This is a genomic window from Streptomyces sp. NPDC031340 (assembly GCF_055569945.1).
This window is the reverse complement of sequence record NZ_JBVIIE010000007.1, coordinates 68,271-89,210: the sequence shown is the minus strand read 5'-3', so window position 1 is coordinate 89,210 and position 20,940 is coordinate 68,271. Positions and strand designations below refer to the sequence as shown.

Here is a 20,940-nt window from a genome sequence, read left to right as displayed (position 1 = left end):
CAGCCTAGGGCCCCCGTCCGGCGGATCACCCCGGAGACGCGGGGGCCGCCGGGAGGCCGATGCGCTCGGCGCGGCGTGCGGGGCACCGTGGCGGCGCGGCGTGCGGGGCACCGTGGCGGCGCGGCGTGCGGGGCACCGCGGCGGCGCGGCGTGCGGGGCACCGCGGCGGCGCGGCATGCGGGGCACCGCGGCGGCGCGGCATGCGGGGCAGGTGGCGGCGCGCGGAGGGTCCCCCGGTCGGGCCAGTGGGGCGCGGTGTCCGGGATACTGGAGCCTCCGGCCAGGACACAGGGCCGACGCGGCCCCGGCAGGCGCTCTCACAGCCGGTCCGGAGTGGGGCGGGGCGCTCGGCGGAGTTAGCATCTGGCCACCCGTATCCGATCATTCACGGCAAGCGAACCCGAGGGGGCTCGGAAGCCCGATGCCGGTCAAGGTCAGCGTCATCATCCCCGTGTACAACCCGGGGACCTACATCGAGGACTGCGTCGACTCGCTGTTGAGGCAGTCGCTGCCACCCGACGAATACGAAGCGATCTTCGTCGACGACGGCTCCACCGACGGCACCCCGGCCCGGCTCGACGCGCTCGCCGCCGAGGATCCCCGGGTGAGCGTCATCCACCAGGAGAACTCCGGCTGGTCGGGCAAGCCCCGCAACGTCGGCATCGCCGCCGCGCGGGGCGAGTACGTCATGTTCGTCGACAACGACGACCATCTGGGCCACGAGGCCCTGGAGCGGATGTACGACTACGGCGTGGCCAACGGCGCCGACGTGGTCGTCGGCAAGATGGCCGGCCGCGGCCGGGCGGTCCCGGTGGAACTGTTCCGCCGCAACCGGCCCCGCGCCTCCGTCGCCGACGCCCCGCTCATCGACAGCCTCACCCCGCACAAGATGTTCCGGCGGGAGTTCCTGGACCGCATCGGCCTGCGCTTCCCCGAGGGCCGGCGGCGGCTGGAGGACCACGTCTTCGTGACCGAGGCGTTCCTGCGCGCGGACAACGTGAGTGTGCTCAGCGACTACGTCTGCTACTACCACGTGCGCCGGGACGACTCCTCCAACGCCGGCTTCCAGCGCTTCGACCCCGTCGGGTACTTCGAGAACCTGCGGGAGGCCCTGGACGTCGTCGAGCGGTACACCGAGCCGGGGCCGCTGCGCGACGGCCTCTACCGGCGCTGGCTGCGGGTGGAGATGGTGGAGCGGCTGCGCGGCCGCCGCTTCCTCGCCCAGCCGGACGACTTCCGGCGGGGCCTCTTCAAGGAGATCCACCACGTCGTCAAGGAACGCTTCGGCCCCGGCGTGGCCGCCGGACTGCAGCCCACGCAGCAGGTCGTCGCCGCGCTGATCGCCGCCGACCGCTACGACGACGTCGTCGCCTTCGCCGAGTGGGAGGCCGGTGTCGCCCTGTCGGCCGAGCCCACCGGCGTCGCCTGGGCGGGCGGCAGGCTGCGGATCGAGTTCGCCGCCGAGTTCACCGCGGGCGGCACACCGCTGCTGTTCCCGGGCGGCGCCGCGCCCGCCCCGCTGGACGGCGCGCCGCTGGACGTCGCCGAGGCGATCGCCTGGGTGTGCGCGGACTCCTTCGCCCGGTTCGGCACGGCCACCGCGGACCTGCTGCTGCGCGAACGCTCCACCGCCGCCCAGTACTTCCAGCCCGTCGAGCTCACCCGGGAGATCGTGCCGGCCGGGGACGGCGGGCGGACCCGGCTGGTGCTGCGCGCGTCGGCCACCGTCGACCCGGCCGCGGCGGCCGGCGGCGAGCCGCTGCGCGGCGCGCTGTGGGACGCCCACGCCCGGGTGAGGCTGGGCGGCTGGACCAAGGAGTGCCGGGTCGGGCCGGGCCCGCGCAAGGCCCGCGCCGCCGCGTCGGCGGGTGTCGTCGCGGGCCGGGTCGTCCTGCCGTACTGGACCGACCGGCACGGCAACCTCTCACTGGACGTCGACCGGGCCGGCAAGCGCCTGGGGCTCGACCGGGTCTCCCCCGACGACACCGTCGTCTCCGGCGGCGGGCTGCGCGCGCCCGTGCCGCTGCACGTGCCCGGCGACACCGCGGTGCTGCTCAGGTTCACCTCCCCGGACGCCTCCGTGGACGCGCCCGGCACCCTGTCGCCGGCCCCGGAGGGGGCCCTCCTGGAGGCCGCGCTGCCCGTCGCGGCCCTCGGCGGGGCCACCTGGCGCACCACGCTGTGCCCGGCCCCCGACGCCGGCGAACCCCGCTTCCTGCCCCTGCCGCTGTCCCTGAGCGGCGACGGCCGGTCGGTCAGGGTGGTGCGGACCCCCCGGCCCGGCGCCGTACGGCGGCTGGTCCGCGGGGCGCGGCGGATGCTCGCCGTCGCCGTGGGCAGGAGGCCGGGCCGCGGCCGGGCCGGAGGGAGGTGACAAGCGTGCGATCACTGGAGATGGCGGGCGCTTGGGTGCTGGAGCCCAAGGTCTTCCCGGACGAGCGGGGCAGCTTCCACGAGTGGTACCGCGGCGAGGAGTTCCGCGAGGCCACCGGGTACGACCTGTCGCTCGCGCAGGCCAACTGCTCCGTCTCCCGGCGGGGCGTGCTGCGCGGGGTGCACTTCGCCGACGTGCCGCCCGGACAGGCCAAGTACATCACCTGCGTACGCGGCACCGTCCTGGACGTGATCGTCGACCTGCGCACCGGCTCCCCCACCTTCCGGCGGTGGGAGGCGGTGCGCCTCGGCGACGACACCCATCACGCGGTGTTCCTCGCGGAGGGACTGGGGCACGCCTTCATGGCCCTCAGCGACGACGCGACCGTGGTGTACCTGTGCTCGACCGGTTACGCGCCCGAGCGGGAACACGGCGTGCACCCGCTCGACGCGGACCTCGGCATCGACTGGCCGGAGGGCGTCACCCCGGTGCTGTCGCCGAAGGACGCCGAGGCCCCGTCGCTGGCCGAGGCCGAGCGGACGGGGCTGCTGCCGTCGTACGAGGCGTGCGTCGCGCGCTACGAGGAGCTGCGCGGCAGGCCGTCCAACGGCTGACGGCGAGCCGGTCCAGCGGCTGAGGCGAGCCGGTTCAGCGGCTGACGGCGAGCCGGTCCAGGGCCGAGCGCAGGGGCTCCCAGCCGCGGGAACGCCTGAGGCCGCGATTGCGGGCCCGCACCAGCGGGCGCCAGAAGTCCGCTTCCAGCAGCGCCTCGGGCCGCACCGCCTGCACCCGCTCCAGGACCGCCTCCGGCACCTTCTGCGGGTCGGGGACGTCGTACTCGGCCATGATCTCGTCGTACTTGTCGTGCAGCACCCGGTTGCGGGGATCGGCGCCGAAGACGACGAGCTGCCCGGTGGGCCGCGTGTCGACGAGGACGGTCACCAGGTCGGGCCGGTAGCGGCCGAGGATCTCGGTGATCTTGTAGACGTCGCCGGTCCAGGCGGTGGTGTGCCGGTCGCGGGCCGCCTCGTCGACGCTGCGCGGCAGCATGTCGTCGAAGACGATCACGCTGGACCAGTCCGCGTGCTTCTCGACGTTCATGAAGTCGCGCAGGGCGTACTCGAACAGGTGCATGCCGTCGATGAACGACAGGTCCAGGGTGGTGCGCCGCCAGTAGCCGAACGGCGCGCGGCCGCGGCGCAGGTTGCGCAGCGGGTGCCGGCCGCCGCGCAGGTGCGCGAGGGGGTTGTCGCGGGCGAAGAAGTCGTCGCTGGTGGCCTTGACCAGGTGGACGTCGCACCGGATCTCCGTGACCACCTTGAAGGCCGGGTCGACGGCGATGCTGGGCACCCGCGACAGCTTCAGGCTGCGGCCGTCGTTGACGCCGATCTCCAGGTAGTTGCGGTTCGCGCTGACCTTGTGCAGTTCCCGCAGGAACTCATGGCGTTTCACGAAGGGACTCCTTGCGGATGTGAGGCAGAGCTTCGTGCAGGGCGGCGCGCCAGTCGCGCAGCGGCGGCAGGCCGAGTTCCCGCCACCGGCCGTGGCCGAGGGCGCTGTAGGCGGGGCGGGGCGCGGGCCGGGGGTAGGCGGCGCTGCCGACCGGGCGGACCCGGCCGGGGTCGGCGCCGAGGCCGTGGAACACCTCGCGGGCCAGGTCGTACCAGGTGGTCTCGCCGGAGCTGGTGGCGTGCAGGACACCGCTCGCGCCGCGGCCCACGAGCGGGCCCAGGTCGGCCACGCGCGCGGCGACGTCCGCGCTCCACGTCGGCTGCCCACGCTGGTCGTCGACCACGTCGACGGTGGCGCGACGGGCTTCCAGATCCATCATGGTGCGCACGAAGCTACGGCCGTGGACCCCGTAGAGCCAAGCGGTTCGCACGATCACGCCGGTGTCCGGGAGTTCCTCCAGCACGGCGCGTTCGCCCGCGAGCTTGGTGCGGCCGTAGGCGGTGCGCGGGGCGGGCGGGTGGTCCTCGGGGTAGGGCGTGGTCGCGTCGCCGGGGAAGACGTAGTCGGTGGAGACGTGGACCAGGCGGGCGCCGGCCGCGGCGCAGGCGCGGGCCAGGTGGCGCGGTCCGTCGCCGTTGACGCGCAGCGCGCGGTCCTCGTCCGTCTCGGCGTCGTCGACCGCGGTGTAGGCGGCGCAGTTGACGACCACGTCGGGCCGGTGCGCGGCGACCGCGTCGGCGACCGCGTCGGACCGGGTGATGTCGAGGGCGCCGCGGTCCAGGCCCGTCACCTGCTCGCCGCGCCGGGCGAGTTCATCGGTCAGGTCCCGGCCCAGCATGCCGCCGGCGCCCGTGACCAGCCACCTCATGATGTCTCCCGCAGTGCCGCGCGCCGCTTGAGCGGCTCCCACCAGGCGCGGTTGTCCTGGTACCAGGCGACGGTCTCGGCGAGGCCGGCGGTGAAGTCGCGGCGCGGGCGGTAGCCGAGTTCGTCGCGGGCCTTGCTCCAGTCGACGGAGTAGCGCAGGTCGTGGCCCTTGCGGTCGGCCACCTGCTCCACCCGGTCCCAGCCGGCGCCGCACTGTTCGAGCAGCAGGCCGGTGAGTTCCTTGTTGGTCAGTTCGGTGCCGCCGCCGATGTTGTAGACCTCGCCGGGGCGGCCCTTGGCGCGGACCAGTTCCACGCCCGCGCAGTGGTCGTCGACGTGCAGCCAGTCGCGGACGTTGAGTCCGTCGCCGTAGAGGGGGACCTTCTCGCCGTCGAGGAGGTTGGTGACGAACAGCGGGACGACCTTCTCGGGGAACTGGTGCGGGCCGTAGTTGTTGGAGCAGCGGGTGACCCGCACGTCCAGGCCGTGGGTGCGGTGGTAGGCGAGCGCGAGCAGGTCGGAGGACGCCTTCGACGCGGAGTAGGGGGAGTTGGGCCGCAGCTGGGCCTCCTCCGTGGTGGACCCGGTCTCGACGGATCCGTAGACCTCGTCGGTGGAGATGTGCACGAACGTCTCCACCGGGTGCCGCAGCGCCGCGTCCAGCAGGGTCTGCGTGCCGACCACGTTGGTCAGCACGAAGTCCTGCGCCCCGGTGATCGAGCGGTCCACGTGGGACTCGGCGGCGAAGTGCACGACCTGGTCCGCGTCGGCCATGAGCTTGTCGACGAGCTCGGCGTCGCGGATGTCGCCCCGCACGAACCGCAGCCGGGGATGGTCGAGATCGAGGTTGTCGAGAGTGCCGGCGTACGTGAGCTTGTCCAGCACGGTGATCCGGGGCGCGTCCGGCCCGTCGTCGTCGAGCAGGGAACGCACGTAGCGGGAGCCGATGAAGCCGGCGGCGCCGGTGACGAGGAGATTCATGTGTGGATCTGCACCTTGCTGTGGTCGCCGAGGACGAGTCGGTGGGCGCTGGGCACGCTGGGGGCCGGGGTCACCTCGACGTGCCGGCCGATCAGCGAGTTCTCGATCCGGCCCACTCCGCGGATCGAGGAGTCGCGCAGCACGATGGAGAACTCCAGCTCGCTGTCGGTGATGCGGCAGTTCTCCGCGACCGAGGTGAAGGGGCCGACGTAGGAGTCCTCGACGACGGTTCCGGCGCCGATGACGACGGGGCCGACCAGGCGGGAGTTCACCACGTGCGCCCCCTCCTCGACCACCACGCGCCCCACCGTCTCCGACGCCTCGTCGACGTCGCCGTCGATGCGCCGCTCGACGCCCTCCAGGACCGTCCGGTTGACCTCGAGCATGTCGACGACGTTCCCGGTGTCCTTCCAGTAGCCCTCGATGACGGTGCTGCGCACGTCGGCGTGCTGGTCGATCAGGTGCTGGATGGCGTGGGTGATCTCCAGCTCGCCGCGCCAGGAGGGACGGATGGCGCGCACCGCGTCGTGGATCACCGGCGTGAACAGGTAGACGCCGACCAGCGCGAGGTCGCTCTTGGGACGTTCGGGCTTCTCCTCCAGGCGCACCACCTGGCCGGAGGCGTCGAGTTCGGCGACGCCGAAGGAGCGGGGGTCCGCCACCTTCGTGAGCAGGATCTGCGCGTCCGGCCGGTTGTCGCGGAACTCCTCGACGAGGGAGGCTATGCCGCCGACGATGAAGTTGTCGCCCAGGTACATCACGAAGTCGTCGTCGCCGAGCCAGTCCCGCGCGATGAGCACCGCGTGGGCCAGGCCCAGGGGCTTCTCCTGGGGGATGTAGGTGATCTCCAGGCCGAACTTGGAGCCGTCGCCGACCGCTTCCTGGATCTCGGCCGCGGTGTCCCCGACGATCACGCCGACCTCGGTGATCCCGGCGTCCGCGATGGACTCCAGTCCGTAGAAGAGCACGGCCTTGTTGGCCACGGGCACGAGTTGTTTGGCCGACGTATGCGTGATCGGCCTGAGTCGTGTACCAGCACCGCCTGACAGCACGAGAGCCTTCATCTGCTTCACCATAGTCGCGATCCCGGCAAGGGGATCGCGACAGGTGTGGCCGGTTCGTTACGTCCGTGCTGCGCCGGCGCGTCCGACGGCGGCGGTGACGCCTGCCTTCCGGGGTGTGTTCAGTCCTCGCCGCGCACTATGTTCCAGTCCGGGCCCAGTTGCGCCGTACGGGTGGGACCGTCGTCCACGACGGCCGGGACGCAGGTCCGCACGACCCGCTTCCCCTGCAGGCGGCGGGCTTCGCGCCAGCCGGTCTCGGGGTCGCGGTCGACGGGCTTGTCACTGGTCTGCGACGTCACGGCACTTCATCTTCCTTCTGCTGCGCGCTCTGCCTCCCCGCCCGCACGGGGCGGGGACCACCGCTTCGTCCGCGGTGCCCTCACGAGTCCCCGGCGGGGATTCGGCCAAACGCGGCACACGGACATCACAGGCCCCGCCGCTGACGTGCCGGGGCAGGAGAGGGAGGGCTACGGCGACGCCCTTCCGGTCACGGAGCGCCGACCGCCAGCTCCGCCCACACCTGCTTGCCGCCGCTGACCGGCACGGTCCCCCACGACAGCGACATCGCCTCGACGAGGAGGATGCCGCGCCCGCCGGTGGCCTCCCAGCCGATGCTGGTCGGCTTGACGGGGGTGCGGGGGGAGGAGTCGGCGACCGAGACGCGCAGCCGCCCGCCGAGCAGCGTCAGATCGAGGCGGACCCGGCCGTCGGTGTGCACCAGGGCGTTGGTGACGAGTTCGGAGACCACCAGCAGGGCGGTGTCGAGGTCGTCCCGGGACAGGCCCCAGACGCGCAGGGTCCGCCGGGTGAATCGGCGGGCGTGTCCGGCGGCCTCGGGCACGCGCCAGACCGTCCATGTCTCGCGCAGCGGGCGCAAGGCCATGCCGTCGTAGCGCAGCAGGAGCAGGGCGACGTCGTCGGCTCGGTGCGCGCTGCCGAGGAGGGCGTCGGCGACGGTGCCGAGATCGCCGGGGTCGCAGGCGGCGAGTCCGCGGGCGAGGCGGGCGAGGCCCTCGTCGATGTCGCATTCGGGGGACTCCACGAGGCCGTCGGTGGTCAGGGCGATCACCGTTCCGGGCTGCAGCCTGAGGGCGTTCATCGGGAAGCGCGCCTGTGTGAGTACCCCGAGCGGCGGTCCTCCCTCGGCGTCCGGGATCTCGGCGTGCCCGTCCGGGTGCCGCAGCACCGGCGGCAGGTGTCCGGCCCGGACGTACCAGGCGGAGCCCTCCTCCATGTCGATGTCGACGTAGGCGCAGGTGGCGAAGAGGTCGGTCTCCAGGTCGGCCAGCAGGCGGTTGGCGTGCGAGACGACGACGTCCGGCGGGTGGCCCTCGACGGCGTAGGCGCGCAGCGCGGTGCGCATCTGGCCCATGAGGGTCGCGGCGGCGGTGCTGTGGCCCTGGACGTCGCCGATGACGAGGGCGACGTGGTTGTCGGGCAGCGGGATCACGTCGTACCAGTCGCCGCCCACCTCCAGGCCGGCGGTGGCGGGCAGGTAGCGGGCGACGGCGACCGCGCCGGGCAGCGGGGGCAGCCGGCGGGGCAGCAGCTGGCGCTGGAGCATGCCGACGAGTTCGTGCTCGGCGTCGAAGGCGTGGGCGCGCGTCAGGGCCTGCCCGGCGAGGCCGGCGGAGGCGGTGAGCAGCGCGCGTTCGTCGGGGCTGAAGTCGTGCGGGGCGTCCCAGCCGATCAGGCAGGCGCCGGCCATCCGGTCGCCGGCGGGCAGCGGCAGCACGGCGAGGCCGCCGGGCCCGATGCCGGCGAGGGCGGCTTCCAGGGCGGTGCCCGCGGGCCAGATCTGGGTGCGGCCCTCGCGCAGGGCGGCGGCCAGGGTGGGCATGGCGCGCACGGGGGCGTCGGGCCACTCCGAACGCCACTCCAGCCGCCACAGCTCCGGCCAGGACTCCGGTTCCGGCGGGTCGAGGACGGTGACCACGAGCCGGTCGCCCTCCAGTTCGGCCAGCGCGATCCGGTCGGCCCGCAGCGGCTTGCGCAGGGCGGCCACCACGGCCTGGCCGACGTCGCGGACGGTGCCGGCGGTGGCCAGAGCGGCGGCCAGCCGCTGGACCCGGGCGACGTCGGTGACGTCGGAGCGCAGGGTGGAGGCGTCGGCCACCGTGCCGACGAACCGGACCGGGCGGCCTTCCCCGCCGGGCAGCAGCCGCCCGCGCAGCCGCAGCCATTTCGGCGGGCCGCCGGGCTGCAGCACCCGGAACTCCAGTTCGCGCTCGCCGGCGGGCATGTGGTCGGCCTCCACCACGGACATCAGCGCGGGCAGGTCCTCCGGCACGGTCAGTCCGAGCAGCGTCTCGGCCTTGCCGTCGAACTCCTCCCGGGTGAGGCCGACCAGCTCCAGGATGCCGTCGCCGACCTCGATCCGTCCGGTGTCCGCGGCGAGGACGAACGCCCCCGGCGGCAGCACCCCGCCCTCCGCCGCCTGCTCGGGGGCGGGCAGGGCGACGGCCTCGGAGACCAGTTCCAGGGTGCGCCGGTCCTCGGCGCCGAAGCCCCCGGGCCGGTCACTGACGGCGACCAGGCAGCCGCCGCACCCGTCGTCGCCGTCGTCGCCGCGCGCCGGCAGGACGGCGAGGTGGAACTCCGGCGACGGCGTGCGCCGGGAGTCGGCGCACTCGGCGAGTTCCTCGGGCCCGAGGAACACCGGGCGGCCGGTGCGGTGGACGTCGGCCACCGGGGAGCGGCCGGAGCGGGGGTAGCCGTCGCGGAGCCCGAACAGGGTCCGGGGAACGCCCACCGACTCGGCCAGGCACAGCAGGTCGCCGTCCTCTGACGGGGTGTACACGGCGGCGAACGCCGCCCCGGCGAAGACCAGTGCCTGCTCCAGCACCCGGCGCACCCGTTCGGGGGTGTCCTGGCCGGTCATGAGCACCTTCAGGGCACCTTCGGCACGCAGGCTTCCGGTTCTGCGTTCCGCAGCGCCCTCACTGACCACGTTCGTCATTACAGCGCGTATCCGGCGCCCGCGCAGCCCCCGTGAACGTTCCGCGGCCGTCAGGCGCCGCCGATCGAACAAACCGAACATCTCTTGACCCGTGCGTATCGCACCGTGCACTCGTGACAGGCGTGACTGTCGGGCCCGCCGGCCGGCTGGAAGTCTCGACACCGGCCCACCAAGGGGGGATCGATGGACAAGCGGTACGAGGTGTACGCGCTCGCCGACAGACACTTCTACGAGACGCCGGACCGGCTGTCCGCGGCCGGGCAGGACACGGCGCTGTACGAGACGGCCCGCCGCGAGGTGCCCGAGGGCTGGCAGGCGGCGCGGATCGGCGACTGGCTGACACTGACACCGCCGGCCGCGGACGGGAGCCCGCTCGCGGGCCCGGCGCAGGGCTGGAAGATCCACGCCTCGGCCACCCGGGAGAACGCGGAGCGGATCGCCGGCATCGTGTGGGACTACTGCGTGCCGCGCCGCATCCCCTTCAAGTTCGTGCCGGGTCCGCACCTGCTGCACCTGCGCAACACCAAGTACGCGGGCCGCGACGGGAGCGGCAAGTTCGTCACCGTCTACCCGGCCGACGACGAGCAGCTGCACCTCGTGCTGCGCGAACTGGGCAAGCTGCTGGAGGGCTTCGAAGGCCCGTACATCCTCACCGACCTGCGCTGGTACGACGGTCCGCTGTACGTCCGCTACGGCGCGTTCGCGCGCACCTACGTCGTGGACGAGCGGGGCTCGCTGGTGCCGGCGGTGCGGGACGGCGAGGGGCGGATGGTGCCGGACCGGCGGGCGCCGTCGTTCCAGGTGCCGGAGTGGGTGACGCTGCCGTCGTTCCTGCGGCCGCACCTCGAGGCCCGCAACACCACGACGGTGGGCGAGCTGCCGTACCGGATCGAGAAGGCGCTGCACTTCTCCAACGGCGGCGGCGTGTACGTGGGCACCGACACCCGGGACGGGCGGAAGGTCGTGCTGAAGGAGGGCCGGCCGCACGCCGGGCTGGCCTCCGACGGGGCCGACGCGATCGCCCGGCTGGAGCGGGAGAAGCGGGCGCTCGAGCAGGTGGCGGGCACCGGCGTGGTCCCGGAGGTGCGGGACTGGTTCACACTGGGCGACCACCGGTTCCTGGTGATGGACTTCCTAGAGGGGCGACCGCTCAACTCCTTCTTCGCCCTGCGCCATCCGCTGCTCTCGCCCGATCCGGACCCGGACGCGGTCGCCGCGTACACACGGTGGGCGGTGCGTATCCACGGGGCGGTGGAACGGGCGGTGGAGGCGCTGCACGCCCGCGGGATCGTCTTCAACGACCTGCACGTCTTCAACATCATGGTCGCCCCGGACGAGGAGTCGGTGCACCTGATCGACTTCGAGGCGGCCGCGCCGGTGGCGGAGGGCGCCCGCCAGGTCGTCGCCCACCCCGGCTTCTTCGCCCCGCCCGACCGGACCGGCACCGACGTCGACCGTTACGCGCTGGCGTGCCTGCGGCTCGCCCTGTTCCTGCCGGTCACGACGCTGTTCGTGGTGGACCGCGGGAAGGCGGCCCACCTGGCCGAGGTGATCGCGGAGCAGTTCCCCGACATACCCGCCGGCTTCCTGGACGAGGCTGTACGGGAGATCACCCGGGGCACGGCCGTGGGGTCGCCGGCGTTCGTGCGGCCGGGCGACTGGCCGCACAGCCGCGACTCGATGGTCAAGGCGGTCCTCGCCTCGGCCACCCCGGAGCGCGCGGACCGGCTCTTCCCGGGGGACATCGCCCAGTTCTCCGACGGCGGCGGGCTCGGGCTCGCCCACGGCGCGGCCGGTGTGCTGTACGCGCTGGCCCGGGGCGGCGGCGAGCGGTACGAGGAGGGCGAGCGCTGGCTCCTGGCCCGCACCGACCCCACCCCACCCGGCACGCCGCTCGGGCTGTACGACGGCCTCGCGGGCGTCGCCCACGTCCTGGAGCTGCTCGGTCACCGGCAGCGGGCCCTGGACATCGTCGGGTCCATCCTCGCCGAGCAGTGGCAGAACCTCTCCTCCGACCTGCACGGCGGCCTCGCCGGGCTGGGGCTGGTCCTCGGGGAACTCGCCCGCCGCACGGGCGAGCCGGAGCTGCGGGAACGGGCGGCCGACGCCGCGCGGATCCTGGTGCGACGGCTCGGGGAGCCGGCCGCCGAACGGCGGCGGGCGGGACTGCTGCGCGGCGCGAGCGGCCAGGCGCTGTTCCTGCTGCGGCAGTACGAGCTGACCGGCGAGCGGGACCTGCTGGACGCGGCCGCCGTCGCTCTGCGCCGGGACCTGGACCACTGCGTCGTCCAGAAGAAGGGCGGCGGCCTGGAGGTCGACGAGGGCTGGCGGACCCTGCCGTACCTCGGCGACGGCAGCGCCGGCGTCGGCATGGTCCTCGACGACTACCTGGTCCACGCACACGACGCGGAGTTCGACAAGGCCCGCGCCGGAATCCTTACCGCGGCCACGTCCCGCTTCTACGCGCAGCCCGGCCTCTTCCAGGGCCGCGCCGGAATGATCCTGCACCTCAGCCGCACCACGCACCCGGACGCCACCGACCGGCGCCGCGCCGAGCAGATCGACGCGCTCGGCTGGTACGCGATGGCGTACGAAGGCCAACTGGCCTTCCCCGGAAACCAGATGATGCGGCTGTCCATGGACCTCGCCACCGGAACGGCAGGGTGCCTGCTCGCGCTCGCGGCGGCCCTCGACGGCGAGACCGAGGCACACCTGCCGTTCCTGCCGCCCCTGCGGCGGCCCACCGAACGCGGCTCCGCGATCTGACGGAGTCGTGACACAACCCCGTCCCCATCAAGGGATTCAAGGGTCAACCCAGCGAAAGGAAACCCACATGGCACTGCTCGACCTGCAGACGATGGAGTCCGAGGAGCGCACCGACGGCGGCGCGAGCACGGCGAGCCTGCTCTCGTGCGTGAGCGCCGCGAGCGTTCTGATCTGTCTCTGACGCGACCCAGCGTCTGAGGCTCCGGGCGGTCCGCTCCCTTGGGGAGGGGCCGCCCGGGGTCCTGCGCGCACTCCTGCGATCCCGGATGCGAGGCCGCGGCCGTATGACCACTCGTGCCGAGGACGGGCACGCCCCCGACGTGATGCGCCCCGCCACCCGCCACAGCGCGGCCCGCTGCGTGGCCCTGTGCCTGGTGAGCGTGGCGGCCACCGGCGGCGGACTGCTGCTGCCGGCCGCGCTCGGCCGGACCCTGGACCTGCTGCTGGCGCGCGCCCCGGCGACCGGCTGGGTGCTCGCCTGTGCCGGGCTGGTGCTGCTGCTGGCGCTGCTCGACGCCTGCCAGAGCGTGCTCGCCGGCACCGTCGACGCCCGTACCACGGCCTGGCTGCGCGGCCGGCTGACCGGCCATGTGCTGGCGGTGGGCCCGCGGGCCGCGGACCGTTTCGGCTCCGGCGACCTGGTGGCACGGCTCGTCGGCAACGCGGCGCAGGCCGGGACGGCTCCGGCCGCCCGGGCCGCGCTGCTCGCCGCGGTCGTCGGCCCCCTCGGGGGGATGGCGGCACTCGGCCTCATCGACCCGTGGCTGGCGGTGGTGTTCCTCGCCGGGGCGCCCGTGCTGACGCTGCTGCTGCGGGCGTTCAGCCGTGACACCACCCGCTGTGTGGCCGACTACCAGCGGGTGCAGGGGCGGATCGCGTCCGCGCTGGCCGAGGCCGTCGCCGGGCACCGCACGGTCCGGGCGGCGGGCACCGCGGACAAGGAGGCGGCACGGGTGCTCCGCCCCCTGCCCGAACTCTCCGACGCCGGGCACCGCATGTGGCGGGTGCAGGGCCGGGCCGCCGCCCGGGCGGTCGCCGTGGCGCCGCTGCTGCAGCTCGGCGTCATCGCCGTGGCCGGGGTGCTCCTCGTGCGGCACCGGCTGTCGGTCGGCGAGGTGCTGGCCGCCTCCCGGTACGCGGTGCTGGCGACCGGCGTCGGCGTGCTCGTCGGGCAGTTCGCGAGCCTGGCCCGGGCCCGGGCCGCCGCCGGCCGCCTGGGCGAGGTGCTCGCGCAGCCCGCCCCCGTCCACGGCGCGCGCCGGCTGCCGCCCGGGCCGGGGCGGCTGGAGCTGCGCGGCGTGACCGCCCGGCGCGGCGGGCGCACCGTGCTCAACGGGGTCGACCTGGTGGTGCCGGGCGGGACGACCCTCGCGGTCGTCGGCCGCTCGGGCGCGGGCAAGTCGCTGCTCGCCGCCCTGGCCGGACGGCTCGCCGAGCCCGAGGCGGGCGAGGTCCTGCTGGACGGGGTGCCGCTGCGCGAGCTGACCCACGAGGAACTGCGCCGGGCCGTCGGCTACGCCTTCGAGCGGCCCGCGCTGCTGGGCGCCACGGTCGAGGACGCGATCGGCCTCGGCCTCGCCGCCCCCTCCCCCGCACGCATCCGCGAGGCCGCCCGCACGGCCTGCGCCGACGACTTCGTGCGCCGGCTGCCGGACGGTTACGCCACCGCCGTCGCCGACGCGCCACGCTCCGGCGGGGAATCCCAACGTCTCGGCCTGGCACGGGCGTTCGCACACGACGGGCGCCTGCTGATCCTCGACGACGCCCTCTCCAGCCTGGACACCGTCACCGAGGCCCGGATCACCCGGGCACTGCTGGACCGCGGTTCGGGCCGCACCCGGCTCCTGGTCGCCCACCGCGCCGTGACCGCGGCCCGCGCGGACACGGTGGCCTGGCTGGACGCGGGCCGGGTACGGGCGGTGGGCCCACACGCGCGGCTGTGGCAACTGGCGGACTACCGCGCGGTCTTCGCTGACGGGATGGCGGGATGACGAACGGCGACGCGACGAACACCGGTACTGCGGGCGGCGGGACGACGAGCGGTGAGGTGACGGACGGCGGGACCGGGAGCGGTGGGGTCTGGGCGCTTGGTCTGCGGTTTCTGCGGGCCCGGTGGCGGGTGGTGGCGGGGCTCGGCATGTGGTCGGCGCTGGAGACGGCGCAGACGTTCCTCACCGGCTACGCCCCGGCGCGCGCCCTCGACGAGGGGTTCCTGCGGGGGCGCGCGGACGTCGGGCTCGCCTGGCTCGGTGCGGCCGGGCTCGGTGTCGTCCTCGGCGCGTACGGGACGGCGCGCGTCTACGCGGCCGTGGCGGCGCTGGTCGAGCCGTTGCGGGACGGGCTGGTGCGGCGGGTCGTCGAGCGCGGGGTGCGCCGAGCGGACGGCACGGCGCTGTCGGGGCTCACCCAGCAGGTGGAGATCGCGCGGGACACCTTCGCCGGGCTGGTGATGGTGTCGCGGGCGTTCGTGTTCACGGCCGCGGGCGCGCTCGTCGGCCTGTTCTCGCTCGCGCCGGTGCTGCTGCTGGTAGTCGGGCCTCCGCTGGCCGCCGGCGTGGCGCTGTTCGCGGTGACGCTGCGTCCGCTGGCCCGCCGGCAGGAGGCGTTCCTGGCAGCCGACGAGGCGCTCGCCGGCCGGCTGGGCGAGGTCTGCCCCGGGCTGCGGGACATCACGGCGACGGGAGCGCAGGCGCGGATCGCCGCCGACACCGGCACGCTGGTGGAGGCCGAGCTGCGGGCCGCACGCTCCCTCGCCCGCTTCGGTGTGCTGCGGGTGGCGTCCCTCGCGGTCGGCGGGCAGTTGCCGATCGTGCTGCTGCTCGCCGCGGCGCCCTGGCTGCTGGCCCACGGCGTGACCACGGGCGCCCTGGTCGGCGCGCTCGCCTATGTCACCCAGTCCCTGCTGCCCGCCCTGCGCAACCTGGTCCACGGTCTGGGCACCAGCGGCTCCCGTCTGACGGTGGTCCTGCGCCGGCTGACGGCACCCGACCGCCGCGACGCCCCGGCTGACGGCCGTTCCAGCCCCGACCGCCATGACGCACCCGACGGCCGCGGCGCCCCCGACCGCCCTGCCGTCCCCGGCGTTGGCGCGGGCTCGACCGAGGGGGACGCCGGCTCCAAGGGCTCCGGCCGCCCCGGCAGCACCGTCCCCGTCCCCGCCCTCGCCCTCTCCTCCGTCGCCTTCGCCTACGGCCCCCGGGCCGCGCCGGTCATCGACGGCCTCGACCTCGAACTGCCCGCCGGCTCCCACCTGGCCGTCGTGGGGCCGAGCGGAATCGGCAAGTCCACGCTCACCGCCCTGGTCGCCGGGGTGCTGGAGCCGAGCCGCGGCACGGTCCGCGTACTCGGGCATCCGGTGCCCTCGGCGGCGGCCGCGGCCCGGCGGGTGCTCATCCCGCAGGAGGCGTACGTGTTCACCGGCACCCTGGCCGACAACCTCGGGCACCTGCGCCCGCGGCCCGTGCCCGAGGGCGAGCTGCTCGCGGCGGCCGACGCGGTCGGGCTCACGCCGCTCGTCGAAGCGCTCGGCGGCCCCGACGCCGAGGTGGACCCGGCCGCGCTGTCCGCGGGCGAACGCCAGCTGATCGCGCTGGCCCGCGCCTACCTGTCGCCCGCCCCGCTCGCCCTGCTCGACGAGGCCACCTGCCATCTGGATCCGCCGGCCGAGGAACGCGCCGAGCGCGCCTTCGCCGGCCGGCCGGGCGGCACGCTGGTCGTGGTGGCCCACCGCATCAGCTCGGCCCGCCGCGCGGACCGCGTGCTGGTGATGGACGGCCGGGGGACGGCGTACGGGACCCATGACGAGCTGCTGCGCTGCTCGGACCTGTACCGCGAGCTGGTCGGCAGCTGGGCGCCCGCGCCCGACGGCCGGTCAGAGCCAGCCCTCCCCCTGGGATATGCGGATGGCGTCGATGCGGTTGCGGGCGCCGGTCTTGCGCGTGATGGCCGCCATGTAGTTGCGCACAGTCCCGTGCGACAGGTGGAGGCTTCCGGCGATCTCCGCGATGGTGGCCCCCGCGGCGGCGAGTGACAGCACGCTCAGCTCCCGCCGGGTGAGCGGCATCTCGGCGGCCTTGAGGAAGCCGAAGCCGAGCGATTCGTCGACGAAGCGTTCCCCTCTGGCGACCCGCCGTATGCCGTGCACCAGACGGTGGGGCGAGCCGCCCTTGTCGACGTAGCCGAGCGCGCCCGCCTCGGCCGCCCGCTTCAGCAGTCCGGGCCGGTGCGCGCTGGCGAGCACGAGCAGCTTCGGGGACGGCTGGCCCGGCTGCCCCGGGCGCAGGTCCCCGAGCGGCGGCGGGACGGCCGAGTCCGAGGATTCCAGGTCCGCCGCGCAGACCTCGGGCCGCAGTGCCCGCACCCGCCCCGGGGCGCTGTGCCACGGCGCTTCCTCCACCGCCAGATCGGGTTCCCTCCGTAACCACTCCGCCAGGATCGATCGCACCAGACACGCGTCGTGCACCAGAAGTACCCGGATCACTGCCGTCCCTTCAGCCTGCCGTCGCCGGTTTAGCGGTGTTGAGCGCGTGCCCCATTGTTGGCGTTCATGACAGCTTCCAGGCACGCAGAACCGGCCATCGGGGTGCGCGGGGGCGCGAACACGGCGCGCGCGCATCTCGGCACGCATCGACTGAAGGGGCATGGGTCGGGGCCTTCGGGGTAGGGAGGCGGATTCACCGCGTGGCGGGCACCGTGTCCCGGTAACCTGCCCGTCACCTGCCGACCGGCATCGCCGCACCGTGAGCATGCGGCCGTCGCGCGCGGGAGAGGTGAGGCTGGAGCCCGTCGCCCGGCCGTGTGCGAGGAGGTGGTCGGTGTGTCCGACGGGCAGGCGTCCGCGCCGGCGTCGACGAGGACGCGGGTGGGACGCCCGCTGCTCTCTCTGGCGCTGGCGTCGATGATGGACGAGGTGCACGCGCACTCCGGCGCGGTGTATCTGCTGGCGGCCGACGCGCCGGTGCTGGAGATGGCGGTGATGGCGGGGCTGCCCCGGGCGTTCGCCGCGCCGTGGGAGCGGGTCGGCCTGAACGCGCCGATCCCGATGGCCGAAGCGTTGCGTGAGCGCCGGCTGGTCTGGGTGGGCAGCGAGGAGGAGATGGCACGCCGCTATCCCCGCATCTCCGTGGTGCTGCCCTATCCCTTCGCGCTCGCCGCGGTGCCGGTGGCCACCGCGGCCAGGCCGTACGGCGCGCTGTTCCTGATCTGGCCCGGCTCGCGCACGCCGGAGCTGAGCGAGCGGGACCGCAACCACCTGACCGCGGCCTGCGACCGGCTGGCGACGCGACTGGAGCGGGCCCTGAAGGAGAGCCGCCCGCTGCCCACGGAGCCCGACCTGCTGGCCGCCCCGACGAGCGCGGTCGCCGAGACGCTGGGCACGGTGGAGGCGTCGCGGATGGCGGCGCGGCTTCCGTACGGGCTGTGTTCCCTGGACCTGCACGGGCGGGTCCGGTACGCCAACGCGGCGGCGGCCGAGCTGATCGGCGTCCCGGTCGGCGCCCTGCTCGGCGCGCAGTTGTGGGCGGCGGTGCCCTGGCTCGACGACCCGGTGTACGAGGACCGGTACCGGGCCGCGCTGCTGAGCCAGCGCAGCACGTCGTTCGTGGTGCTGCGCCCGCCCGGCGACTGGCTGTCGTTCCGGCTCCACCCCAGCAGGACGGGGATCAGCCTGCGCGTCAGCCGGGCGCGGGCCGTAACGGAGATGAACCGGACGGGTCCGCGCACCGGGGAGGCGCCGCCCCGGCTGGTCACCATCTCGCAGGTGCTCTCGCTGGCCGGCGCGCTCACCGAGGCGGCGACCGTGCGGGACGTGGTGCGGGTCGTGGCGGACGAGATCGCGCCCGCCGTGGGCAGCCAGGCCCTGGCCGTGCTGGGCTCCCGGGCCGGCCGGCTGCACGTGCTGGGGCAGCACGGTCACCGGACGGCGGATCTCGCGGAACGGTTCGAGGGCGTGCCGCTGAGCGAGCGGGCGCCCGGCACGCAGGCGCTGAACACCGGCGTGCCCGCGTTCTTCGAGTCCCGGGAGCACCTGGAGCGTCTGTATCCGGCGCGGTACGCGGCACCGGAAGGCTTCGGGGCGTGGGCGTACCTGCCGCTGATCGCCTCCGGGCGCCCGGTGGGCGTCTGCGTGCTCTCCTACGCAGGGCCGCACCGCTTCCCCGCCGACGAGCGGGCGGTCCTCACCAACCTGGGCGGACTGATCGCGCACGCCCTGGAGCGCGCCCTGCTCTACGACGCCAAGCACCGGCTGGCGCACGGGCTGCAGCAGGCCCTGCTGCCGAACTCGCTGCCGCCGCTGCCCGGCGTGGACGCAGCCTCGCGCTACCTGCCCGCCACCAAGGACATGGACATCGGCGGCGACTTCTACGACCTGATGCCGACCCCGGACGGAGCGGCGGCGGTGATCGGGGACGTACAGGGCCACAACGTCACCGCGGCCGGGCTGATGGGGCAGATCCGTACCGCCGTGCGCGCGTACACGACCGTCGGCCAGACGCCCGGGGAGGTCATGCGCAGCACCAACCGGCTGCTGATCGACCTGGGCGCCGACCTGTTCGCCAGCTGTCTGTACCTCCGGCTCGATCCGGCGAACGGGCGTGCCGTGATGGCCCGCGCGGGCCATCCGCCGCCGCTGCTGCGGGAGCCGGACGGCCGGGTGCGGGTCCTCGACCTGGCCGGCGGTCCGCTGCTGGGCGTCGACGGCTCGGCCGACTACCCGGCGACGGAGGTGGACCTCTCCCCCGGTTCGGTGCTCGTGCTGTACACCGACGGTCTGGTCGAGTCGCCGGCCGTCGACATCGACACCGCTCTCGTCACCCTCGGGCGGGAGCTGGCGCAGGCGGGTGACCGGCCTCCGGAGGAGCTGGCCGACCATCTGCTCCAGCACAGCGCGGCGGCGCGGGAACGGCTGGACGACGTGGCGCTGCTGCTGCTCCGGGCGGAGGGGCGGCCGGCGCCGCCGGGCGGTGCGTGACACGGCGTGGTCCGGCCCTCCCGCCGAAGGGCCGGACCGTCCACTGCCGGCCGGAACCGCGGGTGAGGCCGGTCAGTGGGTCTCGGTGAGCTCCGAGCCGTCCCCGGCCGCGGCACCGGACTGGTCGGCGGCGCCGGACTGGTCGCCGGTGCCTGACGGGTCGGTGGCCATCCCGGACGGGTCGGTGGCCGTCCCGGACGGGTCGGTGGCCGTCGCGGACGGGTCGGCCATTCCGCCGCCGACCGCGTCGCCGCCGCCCGCCTGGTTGCCGCCGCCCGCCTGGTCGCCGGCGCCCGCACCGGCCTCGCCGAGGGTCGCGCCGGTCGCCTGGAGTGCGGTGGTGACGGGCTGGAAGAAGGTCTCGCCGCCGGTCGTGCAGTCGCCGCTGCCGCCGGAGGTGAGCCCGATCGCGCTGCCGTCCTGCGTGAACAGGGAGCCGCCGCTGTCGCCGGGCTCGGCGCAGACGTCGGTCTGGATCAGGCCGGTGACGGTGTCCACGCCGTTCGGGTCGGTCTCGCTCTGGAAGTTGACGGTGGCGTCGAGGCCGGTGACCGTGCCGTCGTGCAGGCCGGTGGTGCTGCCCATCCGGAAGACCTGCGCGCCCACGGTGGCCTCGGCGGCCTTGGCGATCTGGACCGTCTGCCCGCCGCCGACGTTGACCTCGCTGGCGGCCTGGGTGTTCGGGTCGTCGTACTTCACCAGGGAGAAGTCGCCCTCGCCGGGGAAGGTGGCCTGGTCCACGGTGGCGATGGGCTGACCCGTCTGGGAGTCGGACCACTGGGCCGCCGCCACTCCGCAGTGACCGGCGGTCAGGAAGGCGGGGCTGCCGTCGCTCGCGGTGACGTTGAAGCCGAGGGAGCAGCGGACGGTGCCGCCGCCGGCCTGGGCGAAGATGGCGTCGCCGCCCGACACGAAGGTCTTGAACGTGCCGGCGGACTTCTTCAGCGTCGCCATGCCCGAACCCAGGCTCTGCACGGTCGACTCGACCTTGTCCCACTTGGCGCCGGTGACCGTGCTGTCGGCGGTGACCACGATCTTGTTCGTCTTCGGGTCGACCGCCCAGGCGGTGCCCGGGATGGTCGCGTCGGCCTTCAACGTCCGTGCGCCGGCCTGCAGTTCGGCGAGGCTGTTGTCGACCTCGCGGACCGTGGCGCCCGCCTTCTTCGCCTGGGCGACGGCGTTGTCGTTGCCGCCGGATATGACGTTGACGACGAGCTGCCGGCCTGTCGCGTCGTAGTAGGAGCCCGCGAAGGTGTCGCCGAGCATGCTCTGCAGCCGCGTGGCGAGATCCGAGGCGTCCGCCGCCCTCAGAGTCTTGGGGGCGGCGGCGCCGTTCGAGGCGCCGTCCTGAGACGCGTTGGCGTTCGGCAGCAGGATGGCGGCCGCGCCGAGCGCCACGACACTGCCCGCCGCGATCGCGGCCTTGCGCTTCGGAATTCGCTTGTGACTCAAACTTCTCGACCTCCTGAGGGACCGGAGTCCGTGCCGCCGTTCGGCAGCTGTTCGG

At 74.4% G+C, this 20,940-nt stretch carries 14 protein-coding genes and 1 pseudogene; 7 read left to right on the top strand and 8 right to left on the bottom strand.

Features of this window, described 5'->3' with window-relative positions:
• Positions 1-421: 421 nt before the first annotated feature.
• Together ACZ5GT_RS06955 and rfbC are read left to right on the top strand one after the other, a co-directional pair.
• Positions 422-2,374, top strand: a complete 1,953-nt coding sequence (locus ACZ5GT_RS06955) for a glycosyltransferase family 2 protein (protein ID WP_469015751.1) — start codon at positions 422-424, stop codon at positions 2,372-2,374.
• A 20-nt stretch (positions 2,375-2,394) separates the two neighbouring features.
• Entirely contained in the window at positions 2,395-2,988 is a 594-nt protein-coding gene (gene rfbC / locus ACZ5GT_RS06950; RefSeq protein WP_469016226.1) for a dTDP-4-dehydrorhamnose 3,5-epimerase, read from the top strand.
• Between the two features lie 34 nt (positions 2,989-3,022).
• Here the strand turns inward: rfbC and ACZ5GT_RS06945 are convergent, their stop codons facing one another.
• The 6 genes from ACZ5GT_RS06945 to ACZ5GT_RS06920 all read right to left on the bottom strand — a co-directional run bounded on the left by ACZ5GT_RS06945 (position 3,023) and on the right by ACZ5GT_RS06920 (position 9,697).
• Positions 3,023-3,826 (bottom strand): class I SAM-dependent methyltransferase, encoded by an 804-nt coding sequence (locus ACZ5GT_RS06945; RefSeq protein ID WP_469015746.1) that lies wholly within the window; start codon positions 3,824-3,826, stop codon positions 3,023-3,025.
• Entirely contained in the window at positions 3,813-4,694 is an 882-nt protein-coding gene (rfbD, locus tag ACZ5GT_RS06940) for a dTDP-4-dehydrorhamnose reductase (RefSeq protein WP_469015743.1), read from the bottom strand. Before rfbD ends, ACZ5GT_RS06945 begins: the two co-directional genes overlap by 14 nt.
• Positions 4,691-5,674 (bottom strand): dTDP-glucose 4,6-dehydratase, encoded by a 984-nt coding sequence (rfbB, locus tag ACZ5GT_RS06935; RefSeq protein ID WP_469015740.1) that lies wholly within the window; start codon positions 5,672-5,674, stop codon positions 4,691-4,693. Before rfbB ends, rfbD begins: the two co-directional genes overlap by 4 nt.
• Positions 5,671-6,738, bottom strand: coding sequence for a glucose-1-phosphate thymidylyltransferase (locus tag ACZ5GT_RS06930; RefSeq protein WP_469015737.1), 1,068 nt, complete (start codon positions 6,736-6,738; stop codon positions 5,671-5,673). Before ACZ5GT_RS06930 ends, rfbB begins: the two co-directional genes overlap by 4 nt.
• Positions 6,739-6,857: 119 nt before the next feature.
• The gene (locus ACZ5GT_RS06925; RefSeq protein ID WP_469015730.1) at positions 6,858-7,037 is read right to left on the bottom strand and encodes a hypothetical protein; all 180 of its coding nucleotides are present in this window, start codon (positions 7,035-7,037) and stop codon (positions 6,858-6,860) included.
• A gap of 188 nt (positions 7,038-7,225) precedes the next feature.
• The gene (locus ACZ5GT_RS06920) at positions 7,226-9,697 is read right to left on the bottom strand and encodes a SpoIIE family protein phosphatase (RefSeq protein ID WP_469015727.1); all 2,472 of its coding nucleotides are present in this window, start codon (positions 9,695-9,697) and stop codon (positions 7,226-7,228) included.
• Between the two features lie 183 nt (positions 9,698-9,880).
• Here ACZ5GT_RS06920 and lanKC point away from each other — a divergent pair, with 183 nt between their 5' ends.
• The 4 genes from lanKC to ACZ5GT_RS06900 all read left to right on the top strand — a co-directional run bounded on the left by lanKC (position 9,881) and on the right by ACZ5GT_RS06900 (position 16,493).
• Positions 9,881-12,463: a class III lanthionine synthetase LanKC gene (gene lanKC / locus ACZ5GT_RS06915; RefSeq protein ID WP_469015723.1), complete on the top strand. Its 2,583-nt coding sequence runs from the start codon at positions 9,881-9,883 to the stop codon at positions 12,461-12,463.
• Positions 12,464-12,530: 67 nt separating this feature from the next.
• Positions 12,531-12,644 carry a SapB/AmfS family lanthipeptide gene (locus tag ACZ5GT_RS06910; protein WP_469015719.1) on the top strand — a complete coding sequence of 38 codons (114 nt, stop codon included), beginning with the start codon at positions 12,531-12,533 and terminating at the stop codon, positions 12,642-12,644.
• Between the two features lie 103 nt (positions 12,645-12,747).
• Entirely contained in the window at positions 12,748-14,454 is a 1,707-nt protein-coding gene (locus ACZ5GT_RS06905; RefSeq protein ID WP_469015716.1) for an ABC transporter ATP-binding protein, read from the top strand.
• A gap of 146 nt (positions 14,455-14,600) precedes the next feature.
• Positions 14,601-16,493, top strand: a complete 1,893-nt coding sequence (locus ACZ5GT_RS06900) for an ATP-binding cassette domain-containing protein (protein WP_469016221.1) — start codon at positions 14,601-14,603, stop codon at positions 16,491-16,493.
• Here the strand turns inward: ACZ5GT_RS06900 and ACZ5GT_RS06895 are convergent.
• Positions 16,419-17,078 (bottom strand): annotated as a pseudogene (locus ACZ5GT_RS06895) (LuxR C-terminal-related transcriptional regulator); the annotation flags it as partial. The gene ACZ5GT_RS06900 and the pseudogene ACZ5GT_RS06895 sit on opposite strands and share 75 nt — an antisense overlap.
• A gap of 192 nt (positions 17,079-17,270) precedes the next feature.
• On the opposite strand from ACZ5GT_RS06895, the gene ACZ5GT_RS06890 reads away from it, so the two are divergent.
• Positions 17,271-19,433, top strand: a complete 2,163-nt coding sequence (locus ACZ5GT_RS06890) for a SpoIIE family protein phosphatase (RefSeq protein WP_469015711.1) — start codon at positions 17,271-17,273, stop codon at positions 19,431-19,433.
• Between the two features lie 72 nt (positions 19,434-19,505).
• On the opposite strand, the gene ACZ5GT_RS06885 is transcribed toward ACZ5GT_RS06890, so the two are convergent.
• Positions 19,506-20,885: a S1 family peptidase gene (locus ACZ5GT_RS06885; RefSeq protein ID WP_469015705.1), complete on the bottom strand. Its 1,380-nt coding sequence runs from the start codon at positions 20,883-20,885 to the stop codon at positions 19,506-19,508.
• Between the last annotated feature and the right edge of the window lie 55 nt (positions 20,886-20,940).

Coding starts and splice junctions, on each gene's coding strand:
- ACZ5GT_RS06910 (WP_469015719.1), top strand. CDS start 12,531: ATGGCACTGCTCGACCTGCAGACGATGGAGTCCGAGGAGCGCACCGAC.
- ACZ5GT_RS06900 (WP_469016221.1), top strand. CDS start 14,601: ATGTGGTCGGCGCTGGAGACGGCGCAGACGTTCCTCACCGGCTACGCC.
- lanKC (WP_469015723.1), top strand. CDS start 9,881: ATGGACAAGCGGTACGAGGTGTACGCGCTCGCCGACAGACACTTCTAC.
- rfbB (WP_469015740.1), bottom strand. CDS start 5,674: ATGAATCTCCTCGTCACCGGCGCCGCCGGCTTCATCGGCTCCCGCTAC.
- ACZ5GT_RS06930 (WP_469015737.1), bottom strand. CDS start 6,738: ATGAAGGCTCTCGTGCTGTCAGGCGGTGCTGGTACACGACTCAGGCCG.
- rfbC (WP_469016226.1), top strand. CDS start 2,395: ATGGCGGGCGCTTGGGTGCTGGAGCCCAAGGTCTTCCCGGACGAGCGG.
- ACZ5GT_RS06905 (WP_469015716.1), top strand. CDS start 12,748: ATGACCACTCGTGCCGAGGACGGGCACGCCCCCGACGTGATGCGCCCC.
- ACZ5GT_RS06955 (WP_469015751.1), top strand. CDS start 422: ATGCCGGTCAAGGTCAGCGTCATCATCCCCGTGTACAACCCGGGGACC.
- rfbD (WP_469015743.1), bottom strand. CDS start 4,694: ATGAGGTGGCTGGTCACGGGCGCCGGCGGCATGCTGGGCCGGGACCTG.
- ACZ5GT_RS06920 (WP_469015727.1), bottom strand. CDS start 9,697: ATGACGAACGTGGTCAGTGAGGGCGCTGCGGAACGCAGAACCGGAAGC.